Source organism: Acrocarpospora catenulata (assembly GCF_018476525.1).
Classification (GTDB): domain Bacteria; phylum Actinomycetota; class Actinomycetes; order Streptosporangiales; family Streptosporangiaceae; genus Acrocarpospora; species Acrocarpospora catenulata.
This window is the reverse complement of the sequence record NZ_JAHCST010000023.1, coordinates 1-21,007: the sequence shown is the minus strand read 5'-3', so window position 1 is coordinate 21,007 and position 21,007 is coordinate 1. Positions and strand designations below refer to the sequence as shown.

The 21,007-nt window shown below is 70.9% G+C and carries 24 protein-coding genes and 1 pseudogene; 21 read left to right on the top strand and 4 right to left on the bottom strand.

Going from position 1 to position 21,007, the window contains the following annotated elements; translation table 11 throughout:
* Window positions 1-55: 55 nt before the first annotated feature.
* A pseudogene (locus tag KIP79_RS50145) lies at window positions 56-163 on the bottom strand (zinc-binding dehydrogenase); the annotation flags it as partial.
* A 308-nt stretch (window positions 164-471) separates the two neighbouring features.
* On the opposite strand from KIP79_RS50145, the gene KIP79_RS23475 reads away from it, so the two are divergent.
* A complete protein-coding gene (locus KIP79_RS23475) occupies window positions 472-798 on the top strand; it encodes a nucleoside triphosphate pyrophosphohydrolase (RefSeq protein ID WP_214107062.1) in 327 nt (108 codons plus the stop codon).
* Between the two features lie 116 nt (window positions 799-914).
* Here the strand turns inward: KIP79_RS23475 and KIP79_RS23470 are convergent, their stop codons facing one another.
* The gene (locus tag KIP79_RS23470) at window positions 915-1,661 is read right to left on the bottom strand and encodes a class I SAM-dependent methyltransferase (RefSeq protein ID WP_214107061.1); all 747 of its coding nucleotides are present in this window, start codon (window positions 1,659-1,661) and stop codon (window positions 915-917) included.
* Between the two features lie 134 nt (window positions 1,662-1,795).
* On the opposite strand from KIP79_RS23470, the gene KIP79_RS23465 reads away from it, so the two are divergent.
* Window positions 1,796-2,836 (top strand): hypothetical protein, encoded by a 1,041-nt coding sequence (locus tag KIP79_RS23465; protein ID WP_214107060.1) that lies wholly within the window; start codon window positions 1,796-1,798, stop codon window positions 2,834-2,836.
* Window positions 2,837-2,850: 14 nt separating this feature from the next.
* Here KIP79_RS23465 and KIP79_RS23460 read toward each other — a convergent pair whose 3' ends face one another.
* The gene (locus KIP79_RS23460) at window positions 2,851-3,639 is read right to left on the bottom strand and encodes an SAM-dependent methyltransferase (RefSeq protein WP_214107059.1); all 789 of its coding nucleotides are present in this window, start codon (window positions 3,637-3,639) and stop codon (window positions 2,851-2,853) included.
* Between the two features lie 180 nt (window positions 3,640-3,819).
* Here KIP79_RS23460 and KIP79_RS23455 point away from each other — a divergent pair, with 180 nt between their 5' ends.
* From KIP79_RS23455 to KIP79_RS23405, 11 genes are all read left to right on the top strand, one after another.
* Window positions 3,820-4,500: a hypothetical protein gene (locus KIP79_RS23455; RefSeq protein ID WP_214107058.1), complete on the top strand. Its 681-nt coding sequence runs from the start codon at window positions 3,820-3,822 to the stop codon at window positions 4,498-4,500.
* A 65-nt stretch (window positions 4,501-4,565) separates the two neighbouring features.
* Window positions 4,566-5,633: a C45 family autoproteolytic acyltransferase/hydrolase gene (locus KIP79_RS23450; RefSeq protein ID WP_214107057.1), complete on the top strand. Its 1,068-nt coding sequence runs from the start codon at window positions 4,566-4,568 to the stop codon at window positions 5,631-5,633.
* A 76-nt stretch (window positions 5,634-5,709) separates the two neighbouring features.
* Complete coding sequence (locus KIP79_RS23445) at window positions 5,710-6,624, top strand: carbamate kinase (RefSeq protein WP_308169850.1); 915 nt, start codon at window positions 5,710-5,712, stop codon at window positions 6,622-6,624.
* Window positions 6,625-7,722: a barbiturase gene (gene bar, locus KIP79_RS23440; protein ID WP_214107056.1), complete on the top strand. Its 1,098-nt coding sequence runs from the start codon at window positions 6,625-6,627 to the stop codon at window positions 7,720-7,722.
* 46 nt (window positions 7,723-7,768) lie between these two features.
* A complete protein-coding gene (locus KIP79_RS23435) occupies window positions 7,769-8,314 on the top strand; it encodes an SseB family protein (RefSeq protein ID WP_214107055.1) in 546 nt (181 codons plus the stop codon).
* Window positions 8,315-8,341: 27 nt separating this feature from the next.
* Entirely contained in the window at window positions 8,342-8,995 is a 654-nt protein-coding gene (locus KIP79_RS49595; RefSeq protein ID WP_214107054.1) for a prepilin peptidase, read from the top strand.
* 72 nt (window positions 8,996-9,067) lie between these two features.
* Window positions 9,068-10,246, top strand: coding sequence for a chorismate synthase (gene aroC, locus KIP79_RS23425; protein ID WP_214107053.1), 1,179 nt, complete (start codon window positions 9,068-9,070; stop codon window positions 10,244-10,246).
* Between the two features lie 10 nt (window positions 10,247-10,256).
* Window positions 10,257-10,781 (top strand): shikimate kinase, encoded by a 525-nt coding sequence (locus KIP79_RS23420; RefSeq protein WP_214107052.1) that lies wholly within the window; start codon window positions 10,257-10,259, stop codon window positions 10,779-10,781.
* Window positions 10,778-11,854 (top strand): 3-dehydroquinate synthase, encoded by a 1,077-nt coding sequence (aroB, locus tag KIP79_RS23415; protein ID WP_214107051.1) that lies wholly within the window; start codon window positions 10,778-10,780, stop codon window positions 11,852-11,854. The genes KIP79_RS23420 and aroB overlap by 4 nt, the downstream gene beginning before the upstream one ends.
* A gap of 9 nt (window positions 11,855-11,863) precedes the next feature.
* Window positions 11,864-12,298: a type II 3-dehydroquinate dehydratase gene (gene aroQ / locus KIP79_RS23410; protein WP_214107050.1), complete on the top strand. Its 435-nt coding sequence runs from the start codon at window positions 11,864-11,866 to the stop codon at window positions 12,296-12,298.
* 34 nt (window positions 12,299-12,332) lie between these two features.
* A complete protein-coding gene (locus tag KIP79_RS23405) occupies window positions 12,333-13,097 on the top strand; it encodes an SGNH/GDSL hydrolase family protein (protein ID WP_214107049.1) in 765 nt (254 codons plus the stop codon).
* A 24-nt stretch (window positions 13,098-13,121) separates the two neighbouring features.
* Here the strand turns inward: KIP79_RS23405 and KIP79_RS23400 are convergent, their stop codons facing one another.
* Window positions 13,122-15,128, bottom strand: a complete 2,007-nt coding sequence (locus KIP79_RS23400) for an ATP-dependent DNA helicase (RefSeq protein ID WP_372453653.1) — start codon at window positions 15,126-15,128, stop codon at window positions 13,122-13,124.
* A gap of 253 nt (window positions 15,129-15,381) precedes the next feature.
* Here KIP79_RS23400 and KIP79_RS23395 point away from each other — a divergent pair, with 253 nt between their 5' ends.
* The 8 genes from KIP79_RS23395 to KIP79_RS23360 all read left to right on the top strand — a co-directional run bounded on the left by KIP79_RS23395 (window position 15,382) and on the right by KIP79_RS23360 (window position 20,753).
* Window positions 15,382-16,311, top strand: a complete 930-nt coding sequence (locus tag KIP79_RS23395) for a hypothetical protein (protein ID WP_214107047.1) — start codon at window positions 15,382-15,384, stop codon at window positions 16,309-16,311.
* Window positions 16,312-16,355: 44 nt separating this feature from the next.
* Window positions 16,356-17,945, top strand: a complete 1,590-nt coding sequence (locus KIP79_RS23390; RefSeq protein ID WP_214107046.1) for a Na+/H+ antiporter — start codon at window positions 16,356-16,358, stop codon at window positions 17,943-17,945.
* Window positions 17,946-18,065: 120 nt separating this feature from the next.
* The gene (locus KIP79_RS23385; RefSeq protein ID WP_214107045.1) at window positions 18,066-18,323 is read left to right on the top strand and encodes a ubiquitin carboxyl-terminal hydrolase 14; all 258 of its coding nucleotides are present in this window, start codon (window positions 18,066-18,068) and stop codon (window positions 18,321-18,323) included.
* A 62-nt stretch (window positions 18,324-18,385) separates the two neighbouring features.
* On the top strand, window positions 18,386-19,237 hold the full coding sequence (locus KIP79_RS23380; RefSeq protein WP_214107044.1) for a glycosyltransferase family 2 protein: 852 nt from the start codon (window positions 18,386-18,388) through the stop codon (window positions 19,235-19,237).
* 10 nt (window positions 19,238-19,247) lie between these two features.
* Window positions 19,248-19,631, top strand: coding sequence for a DUF8711 family protein (locus KIP79_RS23375; protein WP_214107043.1), 384 nt, complete (start codon window positions 19,248-19,250; stop codon window positions 19,629-19,631).
* A 38-nt stretch (window positions 19,632-19,669) separates the two neighbouring features.
* Window positions 19,670-20,005, top strand: a complete 336-nt coding sequence (locus tag KIP79_RS23370) for a YidH family protein (protein WP_214107042.1) — start codon at window positions 19,670-19,672, stop codon at window positions 20,003-20,005.
* A complete protein-coding gene (locus tag KIP79_RS23365; protein ID WP_214107041.1) occupies window positions 20,002-20,310 on the top strand; it encodes a DUF202 domain-containing protein in 309 nt (102 codons plus the stop codon). The genes KIP79_RS23370 and KIP79_RS23365 overlap by 4 nt, the downstream gene beginning before the upstream one ends.
* Window positions 20,311-20,384: 74 nt before the next feature.
* A complete protein-coding gene (locus KIP79_RS23360; RefSeq protein WP_214107040.1) occupies window positions 20,385-20,753 on the top strand; it encodes a DUF8711 family protein in 369 nt (122 codons plus the stop codon).
* The last annotated feature ends 254 nt before the right edge of the window (window positions 20,754-21,007 follow it).

Here is a 21,007-nt window from a genome sequence, read left to right as displayed (position 1 = left end):
CACCACTCCCGCTTCCTGGTCGTACGGCCAACAGCCCTACCCGTGTGCCCGCGGTTCAGGTGTTGACGACGACCATTTTGCCCTTGGCCTGATCGGCCTCCATCACGCGGTGCGCCTCGCGTACCTCATCGAAACCGAACACACGCGCCGGCTTGGCCCTGAGCCTCCCCTGCGCCTGTGCATTTCAGCATGGTTGATGCCGAACGCCTTGAAGTCGATAGCCACATGCCCGGCAATGGACTCGGGATCGGCCGGTTCTGTGCGAGATCTGGATCTATAACCTTGCCTGGCATGCGGTGTGGTTTCGGTCATTGTTGGCGCCATGCTGGGGTGAGTCACGCCGGAACAGCTACCGGAATTGCCGGAACCTGCGTGTTCCATGGTTCTGGTGAGCCAGGAGGGTCTAGGCTGCCGGGATCGGCGGATGGTGCCCGCCGGTCGTAGCGTCCGCAGACGGCCGGGAGTTCTTCGATGAGCCAGAGCAAGCTGGTCCGCGACAAGATCCCGCAGATCATCCGCGCCACGGGAATGGATCCGATCGTCCGTGTCGCCGACAGCGGCGAGTACGCAGCCCAGCTTCGCCACAAGCTGCGAGAAGAGGTTGGAGAGTTCCTCGCTTCCGATCACGACCCCGAAGAACTCGCCGACGTTCTTGAGGTTGTTTATGCGCTCGCCGCCCTGGTGGGTGTCGACCGTGAAAGGTTGGAGAAGCTACGCGCGGCCAAGGCCGAGGAGCGGGGCGGATTCGCCGGTCGGATCATCTGGTCGGGCAACAGGCCCCCACCGTCTCCGGCCTGACCCCCGGCGCCCGGTTGCTCAGTTCACAATGCATGCGGAGCTCCGGAGGCGATCTCGTCGGCGAATGCCTGCCACAGCAGGTTGAGCGGGTGGGCGGCGTCTGTCGGAACAGAGCATCAGTGGCGGGCCTCGATGAGGATGCGGTGGGAGTGGGCGACGAAGGGGCCGTGGCGTTCGATGAAGGTGTGCAGGGTGGTGAGTTGGGCGCGGTAGGTGGGGACGGTGAAGCCGGGGACGATCCAGATGACCTTGCGGAGGAAGTGGATTACTGCGGCTATGTCGTGGAACTCCATGCGGAGGGCTTGCTGGCGTAGGTCGACGATCTCGAGGCCTGCGGCTTCGGCGGCGGCGACCAAGGTCATCGGGCTGCGGGACGGATTGACTGGTTGTGGGCCCATCAGCAGGTCGGTCAGCTCCCGGACCGAGGCGGGACCCACCTGCTGGGACAGGTAGGTGCCGCCCGGGCGCAGTACCCGGTGGATCTCGTCCCAGCGGGTCGCCACCGGATGGCGGCTGGTCACCAGGTCGAAGGTGGCGTTGGCGAAGGGCAGGTCGTCCATGTCCCCGGCCTGGATCACCTCGGCGTTGAACTTGGCCAGCGCCCGCCGGGCGATCTCCAGATTGGGCTCCCACGATTCGGTCGCCGCGAGTCTCGGCGGTGCCGTGGGAATCCCCGCCAGCACCTCACCGCCCCCGGTCTGCAGATCAAGCCCGGCCTTTGCCTCCGCCATCCGCTGGGCGAGCAGTTTCGAATACCCCCATGAGGGCCGCTCCTCACTGGCACGTCCCTCAAACCACGAAAAGTCCCACCCCTCAACCGGTACGGCTTCGCCCTCGGCAACCAGGTCCTCGAACCTAGACATAGGCCCGACAATGCCAGTCGCCCCAGCCACATGCATCTGGGTTTCGAGCGCCCGCTGTATGGATCGCACCGCCAGGTGCCCCACGAGTGAACCTGCGGCAGGATCATCCGAAACAGTGAGGACGGGAGGGCTGCATGGCCGTGTTCGCGTGTGCGGGCTGTGGTGCCGTGCTGACCGCCCCTTTGTCGCAGGTCGCGCTTCCCGTCCATACCCATCAGAGGTATGGTCATGAGCTGCTTCCCGCGCTCATGGAGCCTGGCACATACGCCGTCAATCCGGAGCATTTCGGCCCTCCGCGGCGGCCGTGGGAGGAGATCAGGGCGGAGGACGCCGAGGCCCGTGGTGTGTACGCGCCGGTCCACGCCCTGTCGCACGGGCCGGCGGGAGCCGTCGCGGTCGCACCGGGCGACGTTCGCGGAACCGTTCTGATTCCCGAGCGATGTGAGGGCTATTGTCTCGGTCTGGACGGCGGAACCGGTCCGAACCTGGCCTGTGCGCAGTGCGGGCGCGACGTGGCCACGCGCATCGACGATTGCACGTACTGGCAGGTGGTGTGGCTGGACCCACGCGCCGTATGTCGTGTCGACGCGGTCGAGGGACCCGCTCGCCGAGTGCTCAGCTGGGAGGAACTGCCGGAAACACCGCCGGTTGAGCCGGAGGGGTGGTGGAGCGCGGTATGGGAGGCTGCGGTCGCGGTGGCGTCGGCCCATGTGCTGGCCGCCTCGGATGGTAGGCGGGTTGTCGTACCCGCCGGTCTTCTCGCCGACGTGTTCCGCCCCGTGCTCGATGCCCTGCTCCCTCCGGGGGCGCTGGGAAAGACCCTGGGACTGGCTGGACCGGACCTGCCCGCCCCGGTCGCGGACATCTCTTTGGTCCCGCGGCATCCGCAGACTGGCGAGGTCTGGCCGCACGGTCCGGGGACGACGGTGCCGCTGGCCGCCGATGTGTGGACATATCTGGCCTTCAACCCCGGCCGGCAGCTTGTCCCTGTCTCTGGAGGGCTACCCGACGGGGTCTATCGTGACGACCCCCCACCGCTGCTGCCGAATCGTTCCTTCCGGGCCAGCGGGGGCACGTTCCTCCACACGTTGGCACGGCTGCCGGAGGTTCGTCGGCCGTGGTTGCGCGCGATTTACGATCACGTGCGGGAACGCCCGTACGGTTACCCGTTCTGATGACCGTCGGTGCGTCAGAGCTTGCGGCCCACCGCGCCGTACGCCCCAGGGACCGCGTCGGCGGGGATGGGCTTGTCGGGGTGCCAGCGGGACGCCCAGACCAGGCCCGGTTCGACGAGTTCGAAGCCGTCGAAGAAGCGGTTGACCTCCTCGGCGGTGCGGTTGGTCATCTGAAGGGGGCCGGTGTTGTAGCTGCGGGCCAGGGCGCCCATCGCCTCGGGGGCGAAGTCGGCGGTCAGGTGGGTGATGGCGAGGTAGCTGCCGGGGCAGGTGGCGTCGGTGAACTGCTTGACCGCGCCCCACGGGTCGTCCTCGTTCCGGATGTGCATGAGCGTGCCGACGATGATCACGCCGATCGGCTGGGAGAAGTCCAGCACGTGCAGCACGTCCGGGTGGGCGAGGATGGATTCCGGCTCGCGGAGGTCGGCCTCGATGTAGGTGGTCCTGCCCTCGGGGGTGCTGTTCAGCAGGGCCCGGGCGTGCACCATCACGATGGTGTCGTTGTCCACGTACGCCACCCGCGCGGCCGGGTTGATCGACTGGGCGATCTCGTGCGTGTTGCCCGCGGTGGGGATGCCGGTGCCGATGTCCAGGAACTGGCTGACGCCCTGCTCGCTCAGGTACCGCACCGCCCGGCCGAGGAAGGCCCGGTTCTCCCTGGCCCCCAGCACCACCCCGGGGGTGGACGCGATCACGGCCTCGGCGACCTTGCGGTCGGCGGCGTAGTTGTCCTTCCCGCCCAGCCAGTAGTCGTACACGCGAGCCGGATGCGGCACCGAAGTGTCGATCTTCGGAGCATTCATGTCAGGACGGCTCCCGGTTCTGGACGATATTTTTCGAGATCCTAGCCAATGTCCGGCTGTGTGGGAGCGCTCTCAATCCCGAAAAATCGGGGCTTTTCGGTAAACGGGCGGGATCGCGCGACGAAGGGCCGGCAAGCCATCGTGAAGTACGTGTTAAGTGACATCCGGCACCCTGGAGCAATGAAGATTTCCGACCAGTTCCGCGGGCCGGACGGACGGGCCAACGGCGGCTGGATCGCCGGGCACGCGGCCAGCTACCTCCCGCCGGGCACCACCGTCGAGGTGACGCTGCGCGCCGCCACCCCCCTGGACACCGAGGTCCGCCTGGAGAAGCACCCTTCTGCGGTCCACGTCTACGACGGCGACCAGCTGCTGGTCGAGGCCCGCCCCGTGGACACCGTGCTGGAGCCGCCCCCGATGATCGACCCCGGCCGGATCCGCGGCGCCTTCCCCGGCGAGCGGAGCCACCCCTTCCCCGGCTGCTTCGTCTGCGGTCACCGCGAGCCCGGCGACGGTCTGCGGGTGCATCCCGTCCCGACCGACCGCCCCGGCGAGCTGGCCGCGCTCTGGTACGCCCACCCCGCGCTGGCCGAGTGGTCGGCCACCCTCCCGCTCACCCACGTCTGGGGCGCCCTGGACTGCCCGACCGGCTGGGTGCACCTGGTCGCCGGCCGCGTCGCGCTGCTCGGCCGCCTCACCGCCCGGGTGTACGGATCACTCTTCCCGGGAACTACCTACACCATCGTGGCCAGGTCAGAAGGTACAGAACGCCGCAAACTGTACGGCTCAGCGGGGATCTACGAGCCGTCCGGACGCTTGGTAGCCGCCAGTCACGCCACCTGGATCGCAGTCGACGCCTGAGCCACTGCTCAGACGACGTGATGAGGATCACATTTCGGAGCGAGTTCGGGGTGTCACGAAATGAGATGCTGAATATCGTGATCCGCGCCTACACCTCCTCAGTCAACGACCCCTTCGATCGCGGCCACGAATTCGGCCGGGCCCACGCCGTACAGGTGGCCCGCACCGTGGACCTCTACCGTCAGGTGTTTCACCAGCGCGGCGGCCTCCACGTGGACATCGACGACCTCGGCACCCGCGGTCTGAAGGCCATCGAGGCGTGGGCCCCGGAACTGGCCGAGGAGATCTCCGGCATCGCGGAGGGGGCGCGCCTCCCGGTCACCGACATCGCCGCCATCAACGCCCGCACCGAGATCCTCGCCCTGCTGGACGGGCCGCCGGCGAGCGAGTGCTCGGCCGTGGTGCTGCTCGGCGAGGACGAACAGAGCCCGCCGGTGGCCGTGCAGACCTGGGACTGGATGCGGGAGATGGCCGACGGCTGGCTGGTGTGGACGATCCCGCACGCCGACGGCCGGGTCACCAAGACGCTCACCGAGTACGGCGTGGTCGGCAAGATCGGCGTCAACGGGTCCGGGCTCGGCCTGCTGTTCACCCGGCTCCACCACGACGACGACGGGGAGGACGGCATCGGCCTGCCGGTGCACGTGGCCGCCCGCCGGGTGCTGGACGAGTGCGACACCGTCACCTCGGCGGCGTATCTGCTGGCCCACGCCCCCGTCTCGGCCTCCTCCTCGCTCAACCTGGTCTCCTACGGCGAGGACGGGAAGACGGCGATCTCCGCCGAGCTTCACCCGGGCGGCCCGGGGTGGACCACCCCCGAGGACGACGGCATGCTCGTGCACACCAACCACTTCCTGGACCCCAGGGTGGTGCCGCACGACCCTTTTCCCCGTCAGCATCCCGGCACGCTGATCCGGCGCGACCTGCTCCGGCGGGGGCTGCGCGGGCACACCGCCGAGCCCAGCACGGAGAAGGTCAAAGAGGTGATGTCCCGGCACGCCGGAGGCGTCTGCCACCACAAGGCGCCGGGGCAGGACGACGACCACATCACGCTGGCCACCGTGGAGCTGGACCTGCCCAACCGGGACCTGGTCGCCACGGCCGGAGGGCCCTGCGGGGGCCGTACTTGGTGAAATATGCCGACGGAAATGGCTCTGGTGGGCGAGAGTCGCCCATGCCAGGGCTGGGGGGCCCGGCTAGTTTCGCACTGTGGGTGAACGCGTACTGATCGCGCTCGGCGGGAACGCGATGACCGCTCCGGATGGGAGCGCGTCTCCCGCCGACCAGACGCGGGCCATCGAACTGGCCATGACGCATGTCTCCGCCCTGATCAGGGAGGGACACCAGGTGGTGCTCACCCACGGCAACGGGCCGCAGGTGGGCAACATCCTGCTGAAGAACCAGCTCACCGCGCACGTGGTGCCGCCGGTGCCGCTGGACTGGTGTGGCGCGCAGACCCAGGGCACCCTGGGCACGCTCATCATGAACGCGCTGGACCCCATCCCGGCCGCCACGGTGGTCACCCGCACGCTGGTGGACGTCGACGACCCGGCGTTCGCCGATCCGGTCAAACCAATCGGGCAGTACTTCTCCGAGGAGGAGGCCCGCAAGTTTGAGCGGCTCGGCCAGACCTGGCGGAAGTTCGAGCGGGGCTGGCGCCGGGTGGTGCCCTCGCCCCGGCCGATCGAGATCCTGGACGCGGGCACGGCCGTGACGCTGATGGAGGCCGGCTACACGATCGTCGCCGCCGGCGGCGGGGGAGTGCCGGTGGCCAGGGGAGCGGACGGGCGGCTCGGCGGGGTGGAGGCGGTCATCGACAAGGACCTGGCGGCGGCTGTGCTGGCCCGGGCGGTGGGGGCCAGAGTGCTGGTGATCGCCACCGACGTGCCCAACGCCGTCATCGGGTACGGCACGCCACAAGCCCGCCCGATCGAGGCGGTCACCGTGGCGGAGTTGCGGAAGCTCCAGACGGCTGGGCACTTCGGCAGCGGCAGCATGGGGCCCAAGGTCGAGGCGGCCCTGCGCTTCGTGGAGGACGGCGGACGCTGCTCCGTCATCACCTCCCTTGAACACATAAAAGACGCTTTGTCAGGAAATATTGGGACGAGGGTAACGGAGAGTTAGATGCCGGATCCTATTGAGGTGCGCAAGGTCGCCATCGAGAGCGTCACCGACGCGTCGGGGCTGGCCAGGCTCATCGACGACGGGGTGATCGAGGCCGCCCGGGTGCTCGCTGTGATCGGCAAGACCGAGGGCAACGGCGGGGTGAACGACTACACCCGGATTTTGGCCGACCGGGCCTTCCGCGAGGTGCTGGCGGCCAAGGGGCATCCCTCGCCGGAGAGCGTGCCGCTGGTCTGGTCCGGGGGGACCGACGGGGTGCTCAGCCCGCATGCCACCGTCTTCGCCACCATTGACCCGGCCAAGGCCGTACCGACCGACGAGCCGCGGCTGAGCGTGGGCATCGCGATGAGCGAGGTCATCCTGCCGGAGGACATCGGGCGCCCGGCCATGGTGGAGAAGGTGGCCGCCGGGGTCCGCGAGGCCATGAAGATCGCCGGTATCGACGACCCGGCCGACGTGCACTACGTGCAGACCAAGACGCCGCTGCTCACGCTGGCCACCATCAACGACGCCAAGTCGCGCGGCCACGAGGTGATCACCGAGGAGACCGGCCTCTCCATGGACATCTCCAACTCCACCACCGCGCTGGGCATCGCGGTCGCCCTCGGCGAGATCGAGATGCCGAGCGCCGAGCAGATCCACAAGGACCTCTCGCTCTACTCCTCGGTCGCCTCCTGCTCCAGCGGGGTCGAACTGGACCGGGCCCAGATCGTGGTGGTCGGCAACGTGCGCGGCATCGGCGGCAGGTACCGCGCCGGGCACTCGGTGATGCGGGACGCGCTGGACGCCGACGGCATCTGGGCCGCCATCCGGGACAGCGGCATCGACCTGCCCGACCGCCCGCACCCCAGCGACCTGGGCGACCGCCTGGTCAACCTGTTCATGAAGTGCGAGGCCGACCCCACCGGACAGGTGCGCGGGCGGCGCAACATCATGCTGGACGACTCCGACGTGCACTGGCACCGCCAGATCAAGGCCACCGTGGGCGGCGTGGCGGCCAGCGTCACCGGCGACCCGGCGGTCTTCGTCAGCGTCGCCGCCGTCCACCAGGGCCCCAGCGGCGGCGGCCCGGTGATCGCCATCGCCGATCTCGGCTGACCCGTCCCGGGGGGGCCGACCGCCCCCCCGGGTATCCTCGCCAGACGTGCCCAGCATCCCGAATCCGCTCCTTCCCGCCGACGACGGCAGCCCCGACCCGGCCGTGGCCGCCGCTCTGACCGCCTACCAGGCCGGTACGGCTTCCGCCGCAGAGGTGCTCTCCGCCCTGAGCACCGCCCGCCTGCTGGTCCCTGTGGTGGCCCTGCTGACCGAGTCCGAGGTCGGCGCGCACGGGCTGCGTCAGGAGAAGGAGAGCGAGATGGCCCTGCCCAAGCTGGTCGGCAGGGACGGCCGGGAGGCCGTGCTGGCGTTCACGGGCAGCGAGGCCCTCGCCCGCTGGCGACCGGACGCCCGCCCCATCCAGTCGCGCACCCCTCAGGTCTGCCAGGCCGCCCTGCACGAGAACGCCGCCGCCGTGGTGATCGACGTGGCCGGTCCTGTCCCGTTCACCGTCGAGGGCACCATGCTGCGCGCCCTGGCCGCCATCGCCGACCCCGCCTCGCTGGCGGAGCTGTCCGGACCCGACGTGACCGTGCTGAAGGTGGACTCCAAACGCAGGCGATGGCCGCACTTCCGGCTTCGCCGTTCGTGAGGGCCGGGCAGAGGTTACGGTCACCGGGTGTTCTGGATTGGGCTGGGGGGGCTCGTACTGGCCGGGGGTGTCGCCGGGAGTTACGCGCGGGCGCTGGCCGCGGGGTTCGGTGAGGAGACCCAGGACGCCCGGCAGGAGGCGGTCCTGGCCTTCCGCACGGCGGCGCCCGTGCCGCGCAGGCCGTACCTGGCGGAGCTGGTCACCGGGGTCGTCTTCGGGCTGGTGGGCTGGCGGTTCTGGGGGAGCCCGCTGCTGCCGGCCCTGCTGTACGGGGTGGCCGCCGGGGCCGTGCTGACCCTGGTCGACTGGCGGACCTTCCGGTTGCCGGACGTGGTCACCCTGCCGTCGTACCTGGTGGTGGCCGGGCTGCTGGCGCCGACCGGCCAGTTGCCCATGGGACTGGCCTGCGGGCTGGCGACCGGCGGGGTCTACCTGCTGCTCTGGCTGGCCAGTCCGGCCGGAGTGGGGCTGGGGGACGTCAAGCTGGGCGTGCTGCTCGGCCTGCTCTCGGGCGCGGTCGGCGTGAACACGGCGGTGCTGGCCGGAGTGGGCGGACAACTGCTGGGCGCCCTGTACGCCCTCGGCCTGCTGGCGACGAAAAGGGCGACACGCCGGACCGCCTTCCCGTTCGGCCCTTTCATGATCACAGGAGCCCTGCTGGCCGTGCTCATCTGGAAGTAGGGAAAGTTCCACTGTCTTGACTGATGGGACGTGTGGCGGTCGCACTGTGGTACCCGTGGAAGACTTGGTGTCATGTTGCGCTGGTTGACCGCCGGGGAGTCCCATGGCCCCGAACTCGTCGCGATCCTCGAAGGGCTGCCCGCCGGGGTGGAGGTGACCACGGCCGAACTGGCCGAGGCCCTGCGCCGGCGCCGGCTCGGCTACGGCCGCGGGGCCCGGATGAAGTTCGAGCAGGACGAGCTCTCCGTAGTCGGCGGCGTGCGCCACGGCCGCACCCTCGGCTCCCCGGTCGCCATCCGCATCGGCAACACCGAGTGGCCCAAGTGGGAACAGGTCATGGCGGCCGACCCGGTCGACCCCGAGCTGCTGGAGGGCGTGGCCCGCAACGCCCCGCGCTCCCGCCCCCGCCCCGGCCACGCCGACCTGGCCGGCATGCAGAAGTACGGCTTCGACGACGCCCGCCCCGTGCTGGACCGGGCCAGCGCCCGGGAGACCGCCGCCAGGGTGGCCCTCGGCCAGGTGGCCAAGAACTTCCTCAAGCAGGCCCTCGGCGTCGAGATCATCAGCCACGTGCTCTCCATCGGCTCGGCCGCCAGCCCCGCCACCGAACTGCCGGGCCCGGGCGACCTGGCGGCCATCGACGCCGACCCCGTGCGCTGCTTCGACCCCGCAGGGAGCGCCGCCATGGTGGCGGAGATCGACAAGGCGCACAAGGACGGCGACACCCTCGGCGGCGTGGTCGAGGTGGTAGCCTACGGCCTGCCGCCCGGCCTGGGCAGCTACACCCACTGGGACCGGCGGCTTGACGCCCGGCTGGCCGGGGCCCTGATGGGCATCCAGGCGATCAAGGGCGTGGGGGTCGGCGACGGCTTCGAGACCGCCCGCCGTCCGGGCTCCCGGGCGCACGACGAGATCGAGAACACCCGCGACGGGGTGCGCCGCATCACCAACCGGGCCGGTGGCGTCGAGGGCGGCATGAGCAACGGCGAGCCGCTGCGGGTCAGCGCCGCGATGAAGCCGATCTCCACCGTGCCCAGGGCGCTGGCCACCATCGACGTGCTCACCGGCGAGGCCGCCAAGGCCCACCACGAGCGCTCCGACGTCTGCGCGGTCCCGGCGGCGGCCATCGTGGCCGAGGCCATGGTCGCCCTGGTGCTGGCCGACGCGGCGGTGGAGAAGTTCGGCGGCGACTCGGTCGAGGAGGTGGCCCGCAACCTGGCCGGCTACCTCTCCTCAATGGTCATCAAGTAAAGGCACGATCATGGATTCGGTTCGGAGCGGCCCGACGGCCGTGCTCATCGGCCCGCCGGGTTCCGGCAAGTCCACCGTCGGCCAGCTCCTGGCCGAGCGGCTCGACCTCCCGTTCCGGGACACCGACGCCGACGTCGAGACGGTGGCGGGCAAGTCTGTCAGCGACGTCTTCGTGGAGGACGGCGAGGAGCGCTTCCGCGAGCTGGAGGCCGTCGCCGTCCGGGAGGCGCTGGCCGGGCACGGAGGCGTGCTCTCGGTCGGCGGCGGGGCCATCCTCAACCCGGCCACCCAGCAGCTGCTGGCCGAGCACACCGTCGTCTACCTCCAGGTCGGCCTGGACCAGGCGGTGCGCAGGGTCGGGCTGGCCACCGCCCGCCCGCTGCTGGTGCTCAACCCGCGCAGCCAGCTGCGCCGGCTGATGGAGGAGCGCCGCCCGATCTACGAGAACCTGGCCACCCTCGCGGTCGCGACCGACGACCGGGAGCCCGAGGAGGTCGCCGAGGAGATCGCCCTGGCCCTGGGCGGCCCCCGATGAGCGCCTCCCGGATCCAGGTGCGCGGCGAGTCGCCGTACGAGGTGGTGGTCGGCACCGACGTGCTCGGCGAGCTGCCCGGCCTGTTCGCCGACGGGGTGCGCACGGTCGCCGTGATCTACCCCGCCCCGCTGCCTGAGCTCTCCCGCCCGGTCTGCGCCGAACTGGAGAAGGCCGGGTACGAGGTGCTCGGCCTGCCCGTCCCCGACGGGGAGCGGGCCAAGACCGCCGAGGTGGCCGCCGAGCTCTGGTCGGCCTTCGGGCGGTACGGGATGACCCGCTCGGACGCCGTGGTCGGCGTCGGCGGCGGCGCCACCACCGACCTGGCGGGCTTCGCGGCGGCCACCTGGCTGCGCGGCGTCCAGGTGGTCCAGGTGCCCACCACCCTGCTGGCCATGGTGGACGCGGCGGTGGGCGGCAAGACCGGGATCAACACCCCCGAGGGCAAGAACCTGGTCGGCTCCTTCCACCCGCCCAAGGGCGTGCTCTGCGAGCTGAACACGCTGGCCGGGGTGCCGCGCGAGGACTACGTGGCCGGGCTCGCCGAGATCATCAAGGGTGGTTTCATCGCCGACCCCACCATCCTCATGCTGATCGAGGACGACCCGGCCGGTGCCCGCACCCCGGAGGGCGAGCACACCCGGGCGCTGATCGAGCGGAAGATCCAGGTCAAGGCCGACGTGGTCGGCGCCGACCTGAAGGAGAGCGGCCTGCGGGAGATCCTCAACTACGGCCACACGCTGGCGCACGCCATCGAGCGGGCCGAGGACTACCGCATCCGGCACGGCGAGGCCGTGGCCATCGGCCTGGTCTACGCCGCCGAGCTCTCCCGGCTGGCCGGCCGCGCCCCCGACGCCGTGGTGGACCGCACCCGCGCCATCCTGACCGCCGTCGGCCTGCCCACCGGCTACCGGCGGGACGCCTGGCCGCGCCTGCGCGACCACATGCGCATCGACAAGAAGGCCCGCGGCGCCAAGCTCCGTTTCGTGGTGCTGGACGACATCGCCCAGGTGTCCCGGCTGGAAGACCCCCCGGAAGAGCTGCTTGAGGCGGCCTTCTTCCAGATCTCTGTTTAGGGAGTGACCATGCGGGCGGTGCTCGTGCTCAATGGGCCCAACCTGGCGCGGCTGGGCAGCCGCGAGCCGGACGTCTACGGCGCGCAGACCTTCGCGGACCTGGCCGACCTGTGCCGGAAGACGGGGGAGGAGCTGGGGCTGGCGGTCGAGGTCCGGCAGACCGACGACGAGGCCGAAATGGTCGGCTGGATCCACGAGGCCGCCGACGGCAGGATCCCGGTGGTGCTCAACCCCGCCGCGTTCACCCACTACTCCTACGCGCTCCGCGACGCCATCGCGCAGCGCACCGCGCCCCTGGTGGAGGTGCACATCTCCAACCCGAGCGCGCGCGAGGAGTTCCGGCACACCTCGGTGGTGGCGGCGGTGGCCACCGGCACCATCGCGGGCTTCGGACTTCAGTCGTACGTGCTGGCGCTCCGCGCGATCGCCCAGTCGGCCGAATGAGCACTCCCAGGTTAGGCGGGTTGGATTGGCGGCCATGACGCGCTACCGGTCATTCGTCGCGCTGGGTGACAGCTTCACCGAGGGGCTCAACGATCCCGGCCCCGACGGGCGGTTCCGGGGCTGGGCGGACCGGGTGGCCGAGCAGCTGGCCGCCCGGGAGCCGGGCTTCCGGTACGCCAACCTGGCCGTGCGCGGGAAGCTGATCGACCAGATCGTGGCCGACCAGGTGCCGGTGGCGCTGGCCATGCGGCCCGACCTGATCAGCTTCTGCGCGGGCGGCAACGACCTGCTCCGGCCGGGCAGCGACCCCGACCGCATGGCCAAGAAGGTCGCGGCGGCCGTGCGTGAGCTGCGCGGCACCGGCGCCGACGTACTGCTGTTCACCGGCGTGGACCCGCGGGACACCCCGATCATGCGCCGGGCCAGGGGCAAGTTCGCCACCTACTTCCTGCACCTGCGTTCGATCGCCGACCTCTGCGGCTGCCTGGTGGTGGACCAGTGGTCGATGCAGGGCCTGCGTGACTGGCGGGCCTGGAGCGCCGACCGGCTGCACATGAACGAGGAGGGGCACCGCCTGGTCGCCGCCCGGGTGCTGGACGTGCTCGGCATGCCCGGCGAGGACGACTGGCGCAAGACCTGGCCGCCCAGGGAGCGGGTGGACCCCCAGGTGAAACGCCAGGAGGACACCCGCTGGCTCCGCGAGCACCTGGGCCCCTGGATCGGCCGCCGGTTGCGGGGCACCTCCTCCGGGGACAACGTGACCGCCAAACGCCCGGAGCTGACCGATTTCCCCGACTGATGAGAGCGCTCTCCGGGGATCCGGTCAGTCGGCGGTCAGCCGCCGCAGGGCCGCCCGCACGGTGGCCGGGTCGGTGGTCCGCCAGTACGGCGGCAGCGAGCCGAGCAGGAAGCCGCTGTAACGGGCGGTGGCCAGCCGGGGATCGAGCACGGCGATCACCCCACGGTCGGCCATCGACCGGAGCAGCCGCCCGGCGCCCTGGGCCAGCAGCAGCGCGGCATGGGTGGCCGCGACGGCCATGAAGCCGTTGCCGCCCTTGGCCGCCACGTGGCGCTGCCGGGCCGAGGTGAGCGGGTCGTCCGGCCGGGGGAACGGAATCCGGTCGATGATCACCAGGGTCAGCGACGGGCCTGGCACGTCCACCCCCTGCCAGAGCGACAGCGTCCCGAACAGGCAGGTCTCGGGATCCTCCGCGAACTTCTTCACCAGCTGCGCGGTGGAGTCGTCCCCCTGGCAGAGCAGCGGCACCGCCAGCTTGTCGCGGAGCGCCTCGGTGGCCGCCTTGGCCGCCCGCATCGAGGAGAACAGCCCGAGCGTGCGCCCCCCGGCCGCCTCCACCAGCTCGGAGATCTCCTCCAGGTACGCCTCCGGCAGCCCGTCCCGCCCCTGCGGGGGCAGGTGCCTGGCCACGTAGAGGATGCCGTTGCGGGCGTGGTCGAACGGCGAGCCCACGTCAAGCCCGGTCCACTTGCCCTTCTTGCTCTTCCGGTCGCGGTCCAGACCCCACTGCGCGGCCATGCCGTCGAAGGTGCCGCCCAGCGCCAGCGTGGCCGAGGTGAGGATGACCGTGCGCTCGCCGAACAGCTTCTCGCCGAGCATGCCGCCGACCGAGAGCGGCGCGACCTTGAGCGTGGGCGCCACCCGGCCGTGGCCCTCCTCCAGCCAGACCACCTCGGCCCGGTCCACCTCGCTCTCGGCGCCGAACGCGTCCAGCATGCGCACGGCCGTGTCGTGCACCTCGTCCAGCGAGGTGAACGCCGCCCGGCGCAGCGCGGCCTGCTCGGGGTTGTCCTTGTCGGCGCCGCGGTCGGCGTTGCGCGGCCCCATCGCGGTGAGGCAGGCGTGGGCGGAGTCCCGGACCAGCGCCAGCGTCATGCCCAGGGACTGCGGCAGCTCGTCGACCCGCCCGGGCGGGGCCGCCGCCAGCAGGGCCTGCAGGTCCTCGGCCGCCTCCTGGAGCCGGTCGGCGACGTGCTGCTCGATCACCCGCCCGGCCCGGCGCGCCGCCGTGGCCACCACGGCGTCGGAGAGCTCGTCGGTGACCACCGTGGTGACCCGGTCGACCAGCTCGTGGGCCTCGTCCACGACCACCACCTCGTGCTCGGGCAGCAGCGCGAACTCCTCCATGGCGTCGATGGCCAGCAGCGCGTGGTTGGTGACCACCACGTCCACCTGGCCCGCCCGCTCCCTGGCCAGCTCGGCGAAGCACTCGGCGCCGCTCGGGCAGCGCTGGGCGCCCAGGCACTCCCTGGCGCTCACCGAGAACTGCCGCCAGGCCTGCTCGCTGACCCCGGGCACCAGCTCGTCGCGGTCGCCGGTCTCGGTCTCCTCGGCCCACTCCTGGATGCGCTGGACCATGCGCCCGGTGGCGCTCACCTCGCGCGGGTCGAAGAGCTGGTCGGCCTCGTCCTCCGGCATGCCCACGGTGGCCTTGTGGCGGCACAGGTAGTTGCGGCGGCCCTTGAGGATGGCGAACTCCGGCTTGTGCGGCAGCACGCCGTCCAGCGCCTCGGCCAGCCGGGGCAGGTCGCGGTCGACCAGCTGGCGCTGGAGCGCGATGGTCGCGGTGGAGACCACCACCGCGGTCCTGGTGTCCGCCGCGTGGCGGATGGCGGGCACCAGGTAGGCCAGCGACTTCCCGGTTCCGGTGCCGGCCTGCACGGCCAGGTGCTCGCCCTTGGCCAGCGCGTCGTGCACCGCTGTGGCCATGCTCACCTGGCCGGGGCGCTCGGCGCCGCCGAGCTCGCGGACGGCGGTGGCGAGCAGGTCCTCCACGGGGGGCAGGTCGAGATCGGTTCCGGGTTCTGGCACGGGAAGAACCGTACCGCCCGGCACCGACATTCGTCGCCCGCCCTGTTATCGGACTGTGACCGAGGCGCCACATCCCGGAGTTCGCGGGCCCGCGATCGCCTTGCCGTGGCACACTGGCCCCACGGGCTGCTAGGTCAAAGACGATCTACCCGCCCCAAAAGTGGGGGGTCCGTCATAGGTGGGATAGGCGTTTTTGTAGTGTTTCTAGAGGTCGAGTGGACGGATAAGGGCAGGTAAAGGCACCATGTCTGTCATGTCGGAAGTTGTCCCGCTGCCGTCGTTCGGCGAGGTTTTCTTTGACGCCCGAGGTCAGGACCGGGTACTCCGGGTCACCTGGCACGAGGGAACCCTCGTGCTCAGCCTCTGGCGCGGCGAGATGTGCACGGCCAGTTTCCGGATGCCCATGACCGACGTCGGCCGACTCCTGGAGACCCTGGATGTCGGGTACGCGGAGGCGGGCGGCGGCGTCGACCCCGGCCAGCCGGGCCAGCACGTCCCGGTGGACGGCACCGGCCCGTTCCCCCAGCCGAACCTGGCCGAGTACGGGGACTACCCCGGCACCGGCCAGTACGTCCGTCCCCAGGACCAGGGCTACCCGGACCAGGGCTACCAGGAAGTCCCCTACCAGGAACCCGCCTACCCGCAGCCGCAGCCCGTCGCCCCGGCCGCCGCGCTCGGCCCCAACGACGTCTTAGTCGCCCGCGGCAACCCCGCCGCCCCGGGCCGGGAGAACCGGGACCGGCTGGTGGCCGTGGACTCCGGGCCGCGCGAGCACATCCCGGTGCCCAGGGAGCGCGAGGCCCCCCGGGAGATCCCGCAGCCGTACGAGCAGGTTCCGGCCGAGCCGGTCTACCAGTTCCCCTCGCCGATCCCCGGCCGCCCGGCCTACCAGTTCGATCCGGAGCCCCAGCCGGAGCCGCCGTACCAGGGCGGGCAGCAGTACCCGTCCTACCAGGGCGAGCCGCAGTACCAGCAGCAGGACTACCGCTACCAGCAGCAGCCCGAGCCGCAGTACCCCGGCCAGCAGCACTACCAGCAGCAGCAGTACCCGCCGCAGCCGGCCGCCGTGGACCCCAACGACCCGCTCGGCCTCGGCCCCCGGCCCTACCTCCAGAACGAGCAGATGTACGCCACCGGCGAGCGCCTGCGGCCGCCGGACCGGGACGACCAGCGCGAGTGGTGAGCGGGGTCTGAGCAGGCCTACGGGACGGTTACGATGACCGTCTGATGGACGCTTCCTCGGCGCTGCAACTGCTGCTCCTGCCCGTGGGCGCGCTGGCCGTCGCCGGGCTGGCCCGGAAGATGGACTGGAGCGCACCACTGCTGCTGGTGCTGGCCGGTCTGGTCGTCTCGGTCATCCCCGGTGTCCCGGACTACCGGCTGAGCCCCGAGATCGTACTGCTGGTCTTCCTGCCCCCGCTGCTCTACTCGGCCGCGCTGGACAGCTCCTACCTGCGGCTGCGAGACGTGCGACGCCCGGTGTTCCTGCTCGCGGTCGGCTTGGTGCTGTTCAGCACGGTCACCATCGGGCTCACCGCGTACGCACTGATTCCCAGCCTGGGGCTGCCCGCCGCGCTGGCGCTCGGCGCGATCGTGGCCCCGCCGGACGCGGTGGCGGCGGTGGCCGTCGGCCGGCGGCTGGGGCTGCCCCGGCGGGTGATGACCGTGCTGATCGGCGAGAGCCTCTTCAACGACGCCACCGCGCTGACCGCCTACCGGGTCGCGGTGGGCGTGATCGTCGGCACCGGCGCCACCCTGCTCTCCACGGCCGGGCAGTTCCTGTACGCGGCCGGCGTCGGCCTGGTGATCGGCATGGTCATCGCCTACCTGGCGGGGCGGGCGCTGCTCAGGATCCGCGACGCCCTGGTCGCCAACGCGTTCTCGCTGCTGGTGCCGTACGTGGCCTATATGGCGGCCGAGGTGGTGCACGCCTCAGGGGTGATCTCGGTGGTGATCGTCGGCGTGTACCTGGGACACCTGATGAGCAGCACCGGCTACGGTACCCGGCTGCTCTCCCGGGCGGTCTGGCAGGTGATGGACTTCGTGCTGGAGTCCATCGTGTTCGCGCTGATCGGCCTGCAACTGCTGGTCCTGGTGCGCGGCCTGGAGGGGGAGAGCCCCTGGCAGGTGGCGGGTTATGCGGTGGCGCTGTTCCTGGTGGCGGTGCTGGCCCGGGCGATCTGGATGGTGGCCACCATCTACCTGCCCAGGGTGGTGTCCCGGCGGTGGCGGGCCAGGGAGGCCAAGGTGCCCTGGCAGCACGTGGCCGTGGTCAGCTGGGCGGGCATGCGCGGCGTGGTGTCCCTGGCGGCGGCCTTCGCGCTGCCGGTGGCCGGGCTGCCGGAGCGGAACCTGCTGCTCTTCCTCACCTTCGCGGTGGTGATCGGCACCCTGGTGGTGCAGGGCCTGTCCTTCCCGTGGCTGATCAGGAAGCTGGGCGTGTCCAACGAGCGGGAGCGGTACGAGGACAACCTGTCCGAGGCCGCCGCCCAGCAGGCCGCGGTCGCCGCGGGCCTGGCCCGGCTGGACGAGCTGGTGGCCGAGGGCGTGCTGGAGGTGCACGAGCCGGTGGTGGAGCAGCTGCGCACCCGCGCCGAGCGCAGCGCCCTGCACGCCTGGGAGCGACTCGGCGGCGGCACCGGCCCCGCGGGCGAGGAGACGCCCGCCACCGTCTACCGGCGGTTGCGCCGGGAGATGCTGGCCGCCGAGCGCGAGGTCTTCGTACGCATGCGCGACCAGCGCCGCATCGACGACGAGGTGCTCCGCCGGGTGATGGCCGAACTCGACTTCGAAGAGGCCATCCTCGAACGCGACTAGCTGTGACATTGGGCCCGCCTCCGGCGGGCCGGCCCGGCCGCGGCCGGGCAAACCCCACATACGACTAGGGAAGAAGGATGCCGTGGGATGGCTGATTGCGGTCCGACGTAGCATCGGATTATGTGGACCTGTGAACATCTGGAGACGGCGGGAGATCCGCCGGCGTTGACGTCCGAGGGGTGCGCCGAGTGCCTTGAGATGGGGACACGCTGGGTTCACCTGCGGCGGTGCCTGAGCTGCGGGCACATCGGCTGCTGCGACTCCTCGCCGATGCGGCACGCCACCGCCCATTACAAGGAGACCGGTCACCCCGTGATCAGTTCCTTCGAGCCCGGCGAAACGTGGCGATGGTGCTATGCGGATAACGTTATGGGCTAACGAGAGCCCGAGCTGAAGGCAGGCCAATAGACACGAGTAAGCGCTCTCTCGATAATGATCGCGTGGCTCCCGTGGTCTCCGTCGTCATCACGACGTACAACAGAAAAAGGGTGCTGCCGAACGCGATCGAGTCGGCGCTCCGGCAGTACGTGACCGACCGTGAGGTGATCGTGGTGGACGACGGGTCCACCGACGGCACCGAGGCGGAGATCCGCCGCCGGTACGGGGAGCGGGTGCGCTACCTGACCCGGCCCAACGGCGGGCCGCCCGCCGCGCGCAACACCGGGCTCGCCGCCGCGGCGGGGACCTGGATCGCGCTGCTGGACAGCGACGACTGGTGGGAGCCCAGCTATCTGGAGAGCCAGTTGGCCGTGCTGGCCGCCCATCCCGGCGCCGACCTGGTGATGTGCGACGGCCGCAGGCAGGGCGCCGGCGGGCGCTGGCACACCATGTCGATGATTCCGGACTTCGTGTTCCCCGACTCGATCGAGGCGATGTGCGCGGGGTCGTGGATGCAGCCCAGCTTCACGTTGATCCGCGCCTCGGTGGCCCGCGAGCTCGGGTTCGACGAGCGGTTCCGGGTGGGGGACGACCAGGAGTTCATGTGGCGGTTCGTGAAGGCCGGCCACCGCGCGGTGCACAATCCGGACTCACCGGCCGAGTACCGGCTGGCCGAGGGTCAGCTCTCCGAGGACACCGACCGCATCATGCTCGGCTCCTACGACGTGTGGCGGCACCACAGCGCCACCCATCCGCAGGTGCTCCGGCGCGGGCTGGACTTCGACCGCGCCTACGGGGAGCTGCTGGTCCGGCACGGGCGGGGCCGGGACGCGCGGCCGCATCTGTGGCGGTGGTGGCGGGCCGAACCCTACCGGCTCCAGGTGGTACGCCTGTTGTTTCGTTCCGTGCATTAGAGTCACGGGCATGCGAGCTCTCCCCCTTTCTGCGATCTCCCTGGTAGCGGTGTTGATGACGGGATGTGGGCTGGTCGGCGACGCCCAGGACACCGCCCAGAAGACCCAGCAGTGCGTGGAGGCCGTGGGCATCGTCACCGAGACCGTCTCCAAGGTCACCAGCCTGGTCGACAACCCGGCGGAGGTGGAGAAGACGCTCAACGAAGGGGCGCGGAAGCTCCAGAATCTGGCCGACCAGGCGGCCGACACCACGCTCAGGGAGGCCGCGGAAGGGGTGGCGGACAAGCTGTCCGGCCTCAACGTCAAGGACGCCAACGACGCGGTGGACGCGCTCCAGAAGCTGGCCACCGACTCGCTCGCCTGGGCGGACACCCTCACCAAGGCATGCGCCTGATTCCCTAGGGGAATTGTGGTGAAATATCCTATTTTTCTATGGAAGGGAACGAGCCTGACCCCCGGTTCACGCTCGCCAATGAGCGGACCTACCTGACCTGGCTGAGCACCTCGCTGGCGCTCTGCGCCGGCGGGGTCGCGATGGCGGCGGTGCCCGAGCAGTTGTTCACCGGCTGGGTGCGGACCACGCTGGCGGTCATGCTGGTGGTGCTCGCCGCGTTCGCCGCGCTGCTCGCCTACCCCCGCTGGCGCCGGGTGCAACTCGCCCTGCGCCGCGCCGAACCACTCCCGCCGCCCCGGCTGGCCCCCCTGTTCGGGTACGGCGTGGCCACCGTGGCCGTGCTGGCGCTGGTGCTGATCGTGACCAGCAGATGAGCGACGGCCTGGCCCGGGAACGCACCCGGCTGGCCTGGGTGCGCACCGGGGCGATACTGGCCACCATCGCGCTGGGTGTCGGCGGCACCGGGCTCCGCGGTGGCGGCGGGCCGGTCGGCGCGGTGCTGCTCGGGCTGGGCGCGCTGGCCGGGGCGGTGCTGCTGGCCCGGACCGGCCTGCGGGACCTGCGGGTGCGCCAGGCGGTGGCCGAGGGGCTCCCGCTGGACCACCGGACGGACGCGCTGATCGCCTGGCTGGGCACCCTCGCCGTGGTGGGCGGATCGGCCGCCTTCCTGCTCCGCTGAATATTTCAGGGCCCGTCCTGCGGTGATGCGCCGCGAACGTGAGGGTTGACGCCCCGGTCGCTAGGGTGCCGCGCATGCGTACCCTCGCCAAGCTCGCGCTGTCGGTCCTGGTGCTCTCCGGCTGCGGCGCCCAGGCCACCCCCGCGCAGCTCCCCAAGGAGTGCTCCGAGGTGCCGGTCATGATCGGCGGGCACCTCTCGAAGTTCAGCGCCCTGGCCGAGAAGCCCAAGGAACTGGAGGCCGAGGTCGCCGCCGCCGTCACCGAGGCCGAGAGCAAGGCCACCGCGATCAGCGACGCCACCATCAAGCAGGCCGTCCAGGACTTCGCCGACCGCCTGAAGGCGATCGAGATCGGCAAGGGCAAGAAGTCCATCGAGGCCACCCAGACCGCCATCAAGACCGGCACGGACACCATCGAGCAGGTCGCCAAGGTCTGCCAGTAGCTCAGCGGCAAGCACGCTTCACGGGTGGGCAAGCCACCCGCCCGACGGAGCCTGGGTCCCCGACCGAAGGTCGGTGGGGGAGTTCGCCGAGGCCACCGACCGGCTCCGCGGGCACGGCGTACGCGCGGCGGCCATCAGCGCCCCACGGTAACGATTTCGTGTGCCGCAACGGTGGCTGGCCGTTCCGGCGGAGCCGGGCCCGGACCCGGAGGGTCATACGGGTGGGTGGGTGGGGGTTCCCCGGGAACCCATTC